This window comes from Streptomyces regalis, from assembly GCF_001509475.1.
Classification (GTDB): Bacteria; Actinomycetota; Actinomycetes; order Streptomycetales; family Streptomycetaceae; genus Streptomyces; species Streptomyces regalis.
The window spans coordinates 1-10,310 of the sequence record NZ_LLZG01000094.1 but is presented as its reverse complement, the minus strand read 5'-3'; the positions used below and the strand labels follow the sequence as shown (position 1 = coordinate 10,310).

Sequence of the window (10,310 nt, the reverse complement as noted above, 5' to 3'; positions counted from 1 at the left end):
GCCCGGTTACATTCCGAACCCGGAAGCTAAGCCTTACAGCGCCGATGGTACTGCAGGGGGGACCCTGTGGGAGAGTAGGACGCCGCCGAACTCCTTTTAGAGCTCTGGCTCTTGGGCATGCAGCCCGAGGGCCAGAGCTTTTTTGCGTTGAGGTAGGGTCAGGGAGCATCGTAGGTACGTTTCCCACAGGAGGCCCCCGGGTGGAGGTCCAGGAGACCCGTGTCCAGACGGACCGGGTCCTCACCATCCCCAATATCCTCAGCATGGCGCGGCTCGTTGGGGTGCCGCTGTTCCTGTGGCTGATCCTCAGGCCCGAGTTCGGTGGGCCTAAGAGTGACGGCTGGGCGCTTCTGGTGCTGGCTCTGAGCGGCGTCAGTGACTACCTGGACGGCAAGCTCGCGCGGCGTTGGAACCAGGTCAGCAGCCTCGGCCGGCTTCTCGATCCCGCGGCCGACCGGCTCTACATTCTCTCGACTTTGGTCGGCCTCACCTGGCGCGAGATTCTGCCAGTCTGGTTGACCGCTGTACTTTTGGCGCGAGAACTGGTTCTGCTGGTGATGGTGGGTATCCTCCGGCGCCATGGCTATCCGCCGCCGCAGGTGAACTTCCTTGGGAAGGCGGCTACGTTCAACCTGATGTATGCCTTCCCGCTGTTGCTGCTCAGTGACGGAACTGGCTGGATCCCGTCACTCGCTGCTATTTTCGGATGGGCGTTCGCCGGATGGGGTACAACGCTGTACTGGTGGGCAGGAGTCCTCTACGTGGTACAGGTCCGCCGCCTCGTTCGTGCGGACGCCATGGCCGATTGAACTCGCCGATTGAAACGGGCGTAGCGGCTCGATGGCCCGCGGCGGAAAAGTGCGGGACAATCTGGACGGGTGAAGTCGGCTAGACCGTCGTCTCTTAGAGGAGGACGCTTCCGACATGAAGGCCGTCGTGATGGCCGGAGGCGAAGGCACACGCCTTCGCCCCATGACCTCGAGCATGCCCAAGCCGCTCCTGCCGGTGGCCAACCGGCCGATCATGGAGCACGTTCTGCGGCTGCTCAAAAGGCATGGGCTGAGTGAGACCGTCGTAACTGTTCAGTTCCTGGCCTCTCTGGTCAAGAACTACTTCGGTGACGGTGAAGAGCTCGGAATGGAGCTCAGCTATGCCAATGAGGAGAAGCCACTCGGTACCGCCGGAAGCGTCAAGAACGCCGAAGAGGCGTTGAAAGACGATGCTTTCCTCGTCATCTCCGGTGATGCCCTGACCGACTTCGACCTCACCGAGCTGATCAATTTCCACAAGGAAAAGGGCGCACTGGTCACCGTCTGTCTGACGCGTGTGCCCAATCCGCTGGAATTCGGCATCACCATTGTCGACGAGGAAGGCCGGGTCGAGCGCTTCCTCGAGAAGCCGACCTGGGGGCAGGTCTTCTCGGACACCGTGAACACCGGCATCTATGTCATGGAGCCCGAGGTCTTCGACTATGTCGAGGCAGACGTGCCCGTGGACTGGTCCGGCGATGTCTTCCCGCAGCTGATGAAGGAGGGTAAGCCGGTCTATGGGTATGTCGCAGAGGGGTATTGGGAAGACGTCGGTACTCACGAGAGCTATGTGAAGGCGCAGGCCGACGTCCTGGAGGGCAAGGTCGACGTCGAGCTCGACGGCTTTGAGATCTCGCCGGGTGTGTGGGTGGCGGAAGGCGCCGAGGTGCATGCCGACGCCGTTCTCCGAGGGCCCCTGTACATCGGGGACTACGCCAAGGTCGAGGCCGGTGCGGAAATCCGGGAGCACACCGTCGTCGGCTCGAACGTGGTCGTGAAGAGCGGTGCCTTTCTGCACAAGGCTGTCGTGCACGACAACGTGTATGTCGGGCAGCACAGCAATCTGCGCGGTTGCGTCGTCGGGAAGAACACCGACATCATGCGTGCCGCCCGGATCGAGGACGGCGCGGTCATCGGTGACGAGTGTCTGATCGGTGAAGAATCGATCGTCCAGGGCAATGTTCGCGTCTACCCGTTCAAGACCATCGAGGCCGGAGCCTTCGTCAATACCTCGGTGATCTGGGAGTCGCGGGGGCAGGCGCATCTCTTCGGCGCCCGTGGCGTCTCTGGAATCCTGAACGTGGAGATCACGCCCGAACTCGCCGTTCGCCTCGCCGGTGCCTATGCGACGACCCTGAAGAAGGGGGCCACGGTCACCACCGCCCGCGACCACTCCCGGGGTGCCCGGGCGCTGAAGCGGGCGGTCATCTCGGCGCTGCAGGCCAGCGCCATCGACGTACGGGACCTGGAGAACGTACCGCTGCCCGTGGCGCGGCAGCAGACTGCGCGGGGCAGTGCCGGCGGGATCATGATTCGGACGACGCCCGGGGTGCCGGATTCCGTGGACATCATGTTCTTCGACGGGCAGGGCGCCGACCTGTCGCAGGGCAGTCAGCGGAAGCTGGATCGGGTCTTTGCGCGGCAGGAGTATCGGCGTGCGTTCCCGGGAGAGATCGGGGACCTGCATTTCCCGGCCAGTGTCTTCGACTCCTACACCGGGTCGTTGCTGCGCAACGTCGATACGACCGGGATTTCGGAGTCGGGGCTGAAGGTCGTCGTAGACGCGTCGAACGGCAGCGCGGGGCTTGTGCTGCCCAGTCTGCTCGGGAAGCTCGGTGTGGACTCGCTGACCATCAACCCCGGTCTCGATGAGTCCAGGCCCACGGAGTCGGCGGATACACGGCGGTCCGGGTTGGTGCGGCTCGGGGAGATCGTGGCGTCCGCGCGGGCGGCGTTCGGAGTGCGGTTCGATCCCGTCGGTGAGCGGCTGTCGCTGGTCGACGAGAAGGGGCGGATCGTCGAGGACGACCGCGCTCTGCTTGTCATGCTCGACCTCGTGGCCGCGGAGCGGCGCAGCGGGCGGGTGGCGCTGCCGGTGACCACCACGCGGATCGCCGAGCAGGTGGCGGCCTACCACGGGACGCAGGTGGAGTGGACGACCACCTCGCCCGATGATCTGACGAGGGTCGGTCGTGATGACACGACGATCTTCGGAGGTGACGGCAGGGGCGGCTTCATCGTCCCTGAGTTCAGCAGTGTCTTCGACGGTACGGCGGCCTTCGTACGGCTGATCGGGCTGGTGGCGCGGACGCAGCTCACGCTCAGCCAGATCGACGCGCGGATTCCGCGAGCGCACGTCATCAAGCGGGATCTTGCGACTCCCTGGGCCGTCAAGGGCCTCGTGATGCGGCGGGTCGTAGAGGCGGCCGGGGATCGCTTTGTCGACACGACCGACGGTGTTCGGGTCGTGGAGACCGACGGGCGTTGGGTGATGGTGCTGCCCGACCCGGCCGAGGCGGTCACCCATCTGTGGGCCGAAGGGCCGGACGACGCGTCCGCGCAGGCCCTGCTCGACGAGTGGGCGGCGGTCGTGGACAGCGCAGGCCGCTGAGACACGCAGCACGCGCGCGTGCCGGACAAGCCCCTCGTGGGCCTGTCCGGCACGCCGGTGGGGCCATTCGGAGGTATCGGCCGCGACGTGCGACGATGTGCGGCATGCCGCAGCCCCCCGTTCGGAGCACACCTACGCGCCCCTCGCGCCCGGACGCGTCCATGTCGCTGCTCACCAACGTGATGGACCACAGCCTCGACGACGGGTACGCCGAGGCCGCCGAACGGAAGAAGGCCGCAGGCGACGGGGGCCTGCCCAAGACGCTGCGGGCGAAGCTCGGGCTTGCCGCCGGTCTGGTACTCGCGGCGCTTGTGGTGACTGTGGGAGCGGCGCAGGCGCGGGTCGCGGCGCCTGTCATGGCCAAGGAGCGCGAGGAGCTGGTCGACCGCATTGACCGGGAGACCGAGGCGGCGGAGAAGCTGGAGGAGAGCGTCGACAAGCTGCGCGACGATGTGAGCGCGCGGCAGCGCGAGGCGCTGAAGACGACCGGTGACAGTGACCAGGCGGAGCTCGTGGGCATCCTGGCGGGCGCTGTCGAGGTGCACGGGCCCGGTGTGAAGCTGGTCGTGAACGACGCCAAGGAAGCTTCCACGGGCGGCGACGGCGACCCGCGCGGGACATCTGGGTTCTCCGACACCGGGCGGGTGCGCGACCGCGACATGCAGCGTGTGATCAACGGGCTGTGGGAGTCGGGCGCCGAGGCGATCTCCATCAACGGGCAGCGCCTGACGGCCCTGTCGGCGATCAGGGCCGCGGGTGACGCGATACTGGTCGACAACAAGCCGCTGGTTCCGCCGTACACGGTGCTCGCGGTGGGGGACGGGGAGCAGTTCAGTGCCAGGTTCCAGGACAGCGCCGACGGGCTGTATCTGCACGCCCTGCAGGAGAACTTCGGGGTCAGGACCAGCATTTCCGTACAGGACGACCTCCGGTTGCCCGCGGCACCGAGTGTGATCGTACGTACAGCACAGCCGAACACCGAGAAAACCGAGAAGGGCACATCGTGATCGCCGTACTGGGCCTCGTCGTGGGAGTCGTGGCCGGACTGTTGGTCCGGCCGGAGGTTCCGGCGGTCGTCGAGCCTTACTTGCCGATCGCCGTCGTGGCGGCTCTCGACGCCGTCTTCGGAGGTCTGCGGGCCATGCTCGACGGGATCTTCGACGACAAGGTCTTCGTCGTGTCGTTCCTGTCCAATGTGGTCGTGGCCGCGCTGATCGTGTTCCTGGGCGACAAGTTGGGCGTGGGCGCCCAGCTGTCCACCGGTGTCGTCGTCGTGCTCGGCATCCGCATCTTCTCGAACGCCGCGGCGATTCGCCGGCACGTGTTCCGGGCGTGAGGCCGATGAGCAACCACGACGAGACACCCGAGAACAGGTTGCGCAAGGAGCTGCCCGAGGAGGTGCCGGTCGGCGGCGCGTCCGAGGCCGTGGACGCCCCGCAGGAGCAGCGCAGCGAGCTGACCGGGCGGCAGCGGCTGGCGAAGGGGCTGTGGCCGCCGCGCGTGACCCGGGCCCAACTCATCGTTGCTCTGCTGCTGTTCGGCCTCGGCTTCGGGCTGGCGGTCCAGGTCGCCTCGAACAGTGACGGTGACAGTGCCTTGCGTGGCGCACGTCAGGAAGATCTCGTTCGCATCCTCGATGAACTGGATGACCGTACTCAGCGTCTTGAGGACGAGAAGCAAGGTCTCGAGAAGCAGCGCGACGAACTGGAGAACAGTTCGAACCAGGCCGAGGAGGCTCGCAAGCAGACGGTCGAGAAGGAAAAGCAACTCGGCATTCTGGCGGGCACGGTGGCCGCACAGGGACCCGGCATCACGATGACCATCGACGACACGAAGGGGACGGTCGAGGCGGACATGCTGCTCGACGCGATCCAGGAGCTGCGTGCGGCCGGCGCGGAGGCGATTCAGGTGAACGGTGTACGCGTTGTCGCAGGCACCTATCTGACCGATTCCGGCAACAGCGTGAGCGTCGACGGGAACAAGATCAACGCGCCCTATCGTTTCAAGGTCATCGGCAAACCGCAGGACCTCGAACCAGCGCTCAACATCCCTGGAGGCGTGGTGCAGACTCTCGAGAAGGAGCAGGCCACCGTGACCATCGAGCGGTCGGACAAGATCGTCGTGGACGCCTTGCGAGCAGCGAAGCGGCCTGACTACGCTCGGTCGTCCTCCCAGTGAACCGGCGGTGCATGGGGGACGTCCGGCGAGGGCATGAGGTTGCGGGGGGTCGGCGCACCGAATGGGTGGTGCGTGGTGGAAACTGTCTGGTGGAGACGGACGTTGTGAGGGTGTCCGGGTCGGTCAGAGAGTGCAGTCAGGGTTCGTCCTGCCCCACGGGCGGGTCTGTTTCGGTCAAGGGGAATCGCCCGTGAAGTTGTTTGCGAAGTTGTTCGGCAAGAGCGCGCGAGAGGGCAGCGACAACGCGACCGCTCGTCATCGCGCACAGGGGGACGAGGAAGGCCAGCGCCCGCTGTTCAGGGACCAGGTGCCTGGGTCGGGCGGTGACATTCCCGGAGGTCAGGGCGCGCCGTCAGTTGACCCTGCCCAGTCCGGCGGCATAGGTTTCGGACAACCGTCAACCTCAAGTACGGGTGGAGGGTTTTCCCCGATGTCGGCCCTGGTGTGTACGAGGTGCGGTAACCGCAACGCGGAGAACAGCCGCTTCTGTTCCAACTGCGGCGCGCCGCTGCGGGCCGGTGCGGCCCCCGAGCGTCCGTCCGAGACGACCTCCACGATCTCCATTTCCGGCCTCGAGGCCTACGACGCCGAGGCCACCGGGCAGACGCAGATTCCGGCGCTGTCTCCCGAGGCCCAGGCGGCCGTCGATGCACTGCCGCTGGGTTCTGCGCTTCTGGTGGTGCGCCGGGGGCCGAACTCGGGCAGCCGCTTCCTCCTGGACGGCGATCTGACCACCGCCGGGCGGCACCCGCAGAGCGACATCTTCCTGGACGATGTGACGGTGTCGCGTCGGCACGTGGAGTTCCGTCGCAGCCCGGACGGCTCGTTCACGGTGGCCGATGTCGGCAGTCTGAACGGCACGTATGTCAACCGGGAGCGGATCGACCAGGTCGCTCTGAACAACGGTGATGAGGTGCAGATCGGCAAGTACCGGCTGGTGTTCTACGCGAGCCAGCGGGGCTACTGACCCTCCCCCGGAGCCCGTCCGGGGAGACCCAGGGAAGGTCCATGCTGAAATCACCGAGCGGCGGTGCCGGGCACGGCATCGCCGCCACGGACAGTCGGCTGATGAGCATCGGCACGGTGCTGAACGTGCTGCGTGAGGAATTCCCTGACATCACCATCTCCAAGATCCGTTTTCTGGAGTCGGAGGGCCTCGTCGAGCCGCAGCGGACCCCCTCGGGGTACCGGAAGTTCAGTGCGCAGGACGTCGAGCGGCTCGGACACGTACTGAGGATGCAGCGGGACCACTACCTGCCGCTGAAGGTGATCCGTGAGCACCTGGACGCCATGGGACGCGGAGAGGCCGCACCACTGCCGGCCCTGAGCCGTCAGCGCGACGGCGAAGCGGTCCTGGAGGCGGCCGAGAGGCCCACGGCGGCCCGGATCGGGCGGGCGCAACTGCTCGCCGCCGCCGAGATCGGTGAGCAGGAGCTCGAGGAGTGGGAGTCGTACGGGCTGATCACTCCGCTGCCGGACGGGGCGTACGACGCGGAGGCGGTCACCGTGGCCTCGCTCGTCGCCGAGCTGGGGCGCTTCGGGATCGAGCCCAGGCATCTGCGGGTGATGAAGGGCGCCGCCGACCGTGAGGCCGGGCTCGTGGACCAGGTCGTGGCCCCGCTGAGGCGGCACCGTAATCCGCAGACCAGGGCACATGCGGAGGCCCGTGCCAAGGAGCTCGCGGGGCTTACGGTGAAACTGCACGCCGCGCTGGTGCAGACCGCTCTCGGGGTACGGCTGCCCTGAGCGGCGCATGCACATGAAGGGCGGATCGGCCACCCGTTCTCGGCCCGACTACCCAAACGTCCCGGGCACGGCCTAGGGTTGCTGTGTGAACGAGCTCGATGTCGTAGGTGTCCGGGTCGAAATGCCCTCCAACCAACCGATCGTGCTCCTGCGCGAAGTGGGAGGCGACCGCTACCTCCCCATCTGGATCGGGCCGGGGGAGGCGACGGCCATCGCCTTCGCCCAGCAGGGCATGGCCCCCGCGCGACCGCTGACCCACGACCTGTTCAAGGACGTGCTTGAGGCCGTCGGCCAGGAGCTCACCGAAGTACGCATCACGGACCTGCGTGAGGGCGTCTTCTACGCCGAGCTGGTCTTCGCCAGCGGCGTCGAGGTGAGCGCCCGACCGTCCGATGCCATAGCGCTGGCTCTGCGCACCGGAACGCCGATCTACGGCAGCGACGGGGTGCTCGACGACGCGGGCATCGCGATCCCGGACGAGCAGGAGGACGAGGTGGAGAAGTTCCGCGAGTTCCTCGACCAGATCTCGCCCGAGGACTTCGGCACCAGCAGTCAGTGAGCGGCGCGGGCGGCGGCCCGGCGGACCTCGCGGTCCGTGGTGGTGCGGCCCACAGTCGGTTACGGCTCAAATGCCGGTATTTGCCAGCGGCGAGCGCGAGCGTCCTACGCCCTGCTCCGAGCGCATTCGGCTAGCCTTTCCCCGCGGTGGGGTGCGGGAAACCACTCCTAGGGTGATTATCACTCGGCGTGCCGAGTGTGGCGATCGTTGACGCACCCCTGGTGACTGCCTACCGTCGAGAAGGCAGGTCAAGGACGGAGGTCGGCGTGAGAAGCAGCGGCGACGGTACGGCTGGGGGTGCCCCCGGACGCAGTTTCGGGTCGAGCGGTCCGTACCCGCTTCAGGGCAGCGCGGCCGATCACGCTACGCAGCGACCGACGGCCGTGCCGAGCAGCGGCGGAGGGGCGGCGTCCATGGAGACCGAGCAGATCGGCTACCGCGGTCCGACGGCGTGTGCGGCCGCCGGCATCACGTACCGGCAACTGGACTACTGGGCGCGCACCGGCCTCGTCGAGCCGAGCGTGCGGCCCGCGTACGGGTCGGGGACCCAGCGGCTCTACAGCTTCCGGGACGTCGTCGTCCTGAAGATCGTCAAGCGGTTCCTCGACACCGGTGTGTCGTTGCAGAACATCCGTACCGCGGTGCAGCATCTGCGGGAGCGGGGCTTTTGTGATCTGGAGCGCATGACGCTGATGAGCGACGGCGCGACGGTGTACGAGTGCACCTCGCCGGACGAGGTCCATGCGCTGCTCCAGGGTGGGCAGGGGATCTTCGGGATCGCCGTGGGTGTGGTGTGGCGGGACGTCGAGAGCGCGTTGTCGCAGCTGCACGGGGAGCGGATCGACACCGGGGAGACGCTGGTCGGGCCCAATCCGGCGGACGAGCTGGCCCGGCGACGTAACCGGGCGGTCTGAGCTCGACGGCCCGGCGGTCGTAGCAGGGCATTGTCAGTGGCGTGAGGCAGCATCGGAGATGTGAGAAACGCGCCCACGATCCTGCATCTCGACATGGATGCCTTCTACGCCTCGGTGGAGCAGGCATCCAAGCCGAGCCTGCGCGGGAAGGCCGTGATCGTGGGCGGGCTCGGGCCGCGGGGAGTCGTCGCCACCGCCTCCTATGAGGCTCGGGTCTTCGGGGTTCACTCGGCGATGCCCATGGCCCAGGCGCGCCGGCTGGCGCCGAATGCCGCGTATCTTGTGCCGCGCTTCGGGATCTACCGTGACATCAGCGAGCAGGTGATGGCGCTGCTGCGGGAGCTGTCGCCGCTGGTGGAGCCGCTGAGCCTGGACGAGGCCTTCGTGGATCTGGAGGCCGGGGGAGCGGCCTGGGACGAGGGGTCCGCGCGACTGGTCGGGACAAAGCTGCGCGCCGACATACGGGCGGCCACCGGGCTCGCGGGGTCGGTGGGCCTGGCGGCGTCCAAGATGCTGGCGAAGATCGCCTCCGAGCAGGCCAAGCCCGATGGGCTGGTGGTGATCGAGCCCGGGACCGAGCGGGCGATGCTCGGGCCGATGTCCGTGCGGACGCTGCCTGGGGTGGGGCCGGCGACGGGGGACCATCTGCGGCGGGCCGGGATCCACACGGTCGAGGAGATCGCCGAGGCGGGTGAGGACGAGCTCGTCCGGCTGCTGGGCAAGGCCCACGGGCATGCCTTGTATGCCATGGCGCTGGCGCACGACGAGCGGCCGGTGGTGGCCGAGCGGGAGGCCAAGTCCGTGTCGGTGGAGGACACGTATGACGTGGACATCCACGATCGTGTCCGGGTGGGCCTCGAGGTACAGCGGCTGGCCGACCGTTGTGTGCGGCGGTTGCGTGGGGCCGGGTTGTCCGGGCGGACCATCGTGCTGAAGGTGCGGCGGTACGACTTCTCCACGTTGACCCGCTCCGAGACGCTGCGTGGGCCCACGGACGATCCGGCGGTGGTGCGGGAGGCCGCGGCACGGCTGCTGGACTCCGTGGACACGACGGGTGGCGTACGGCTGCTGGGGGTCGGGGTCAGCGGGCTGGCCGACTACACGCAGGAGGATCTGTTCGCGCAGACGGCGGGGGAGCAGGTCGAGCACCCCGAGGCGGAGGGTGGTCAGGAGGAGCCTGCAGAGGAGCCGCAGGCTGCGCCTGTCGAGCGGCGGTGGTCTGCGGGGCACGATGTGCGGCACGCCGAGTACGGGCACGGGTGGGTGCAGGGGAGCGGGCTCGGGCGGGTGACGGTGCGGTTCGAGACGCCTGAGTCGTCGGAGCCGGGGCGGGTGCGGACGTTTCGGGTCGACGATCCCGGGTTGGAGGCGGCGGATCCGTTGCCGTTGGTGCGGACGAGACCTGGAGTGGCCGGGGGAATTGGGGAACCTCGTGGATCTGGGACTGCTGGGGCTTTAGGGACGGGGGATGCCGGGCTGCCGGAGGCGCGTGG

General features: G+C 67.6%; 10 protein-coding genes and 1 rRNA gene. All 11 read left to right on the top strand.

Features of this window, described 5'->3' with window-relative positions; genetic code table 11:
* Positions 1-91: ribosomal RNA gene (gene rrf, locus ADL12_RS15095) — 5S ribosomal RNA — on the top strand; the annotation flags it as partial.
* 109 nt (positions 92-200) lie between these two features.
* Positions 201-809: a cardiolipin synthase ClsA gene (gene clsA, locus ADL12_RS15090; RefSeq protein ID WP_062702578.1), complete on the top strand. Its 609-nt coding sequence runs from the start codon at positions 201-203 to the stop codon at positions 807-809.
* Between the two features lie 115 nt (positions 810-924).
* Complete coding sequence (locus ADL12_RS15085) at positions 925-3,420, top strand: mannose-1-phosphate guanyltransferase (protein ID WP_062702576.1); 2,496 nt, start codon at positions 925-927, stop codon at positions 3,418-3,420.
* Between the two features lie 95 nt (positions 3,421-3,515).
* Positions 3,516-4,427, top strand: coding sequence for a DUF881 domain-containing protein (locus ADL12_RS15080; protein WP_107119920.1), 912 nt, complete (start codon positions 3,516-3,518; stop codon positions 4,425-4,427).
* Positions 4,424-4,756, top strand: a complete 333-nt coding sequence (locus ADL12_RS15075; protein WP_003988855.1) for a small basic family protein — start codon at positions 4,424-4,426, stop codon at positions 4,754-4,756. Before ADL12_RS15080 ends, ADL12_RS15075 begins: the two co-directional genes overlap by 4 nt.
* A 5-nt stretch (positions 4,757-4,761) precedes the next feature.
* Complete coding sequence (locus ADL12_RS15070; RefSeq protein ID WP_062702573.1) at positions 4,762-5,598, top strand: DUF881 domain-containing protein; 837 nt, start codon at positions 4,762-4,764, stop codon at positions 5,596-5,598.
* Between the two features lie 61 nt (positions 5,599-5,659).
* The gene (locus ADL12_RS50370) at positions 5,660-6,565 is read left to right on the top strand and encodes an FHA domain-containing protein (protein ID WP_079052052.1); all 906 of its coding nucleotides are present in this window, start codon (positions 5,660-5,662) and stop codon (positions 6,563-6,565) included.
* A 41-nt stretch (positions 6,566-6,606) separates the two neighbouring features.
* Positions 6,607-7,344: a transcriptional regulator FtsR gene (gene ftsR / locus ADL12_RS15060; RefSeq protein ID WP_062702569.1), complete on the top strand. Its 738-nt coding sequence runs from the start codon at positions 6,607-6,609 to the stop codon at positions 7,342-7,344.
* An 85-nt stretch (positions 7,345-7,429) separates the two neighbouring features.
* Complete coding sequence (locus tag ADL12_RS15055; protein ID WP_004002801.1) at positions 7,430-7,903, top strand: bifunctional nuclease family protein; 474 nt, start codon at positions 7,430-7,432, stop codon at positions 7,901-7,903.
* A 266-nt stretch (positions 7,904-8,169) separates the two neighbouring features.
* A complete protein-coding gene (locus tag ADL12_RS15050; RefSeq protein WP_079052051.1) occupies positions 8,170-8,817 on the top strand; it encodes a MerR family transcriptional regulator in 648 nt (215 codons plus the stop codon).
* Positions 8,818-8,877: 60 nt separating this feature from the next.
* On the top strand, positions 8,878-10,310 hold a 1,433-nt coding region (locus ADL12_RS15045), incomplete at its 3' end, for a DNA polymerase IV (RefSeq protein ID WP_062702564.1).

What these genes read in the sequence shown, in the direction of transcription:
- ADL12_RS50370 (WP_079052052.1), top strand. Translation starts at nt 5,660, where the DNA reads ATGGGTGGTGCGTGGTGGAAACTGTCTGGTGGAGACGGACGTTGTGAG.
- ADL12_RS15080 (WP_107119920.1), top strand. Translation starts at nt 3,516, where the DNA reads ATGTGCGGCATGCCGCAGCCCCCCGTTCGGAGCACACCTACGCGCCCC.
- ADL12_RS15085 (WP_062702576.1), top strand. Translation starts at nt 925, where the DNA reads ATGAAGGCCGTCGTGATGGCCGGAGGCGAAGGCACACGCCTTCGCCCC.
- ftsR (WP_062702569.1), top strand. Translation starts at nt 6,607, where the DNA reads ATGCTGAAATCACCGAGCGGCGGTGCCGGGCACGGCATCGCCGCCACG.
- ADL12_RS15070 (WP_062702573.1), top strand. Translation starts at nt 4,762, where the DNA reads ATGAGCAACCACGACGAGACACCCGAGAACAGGTTGCGCAAGGAGCTG.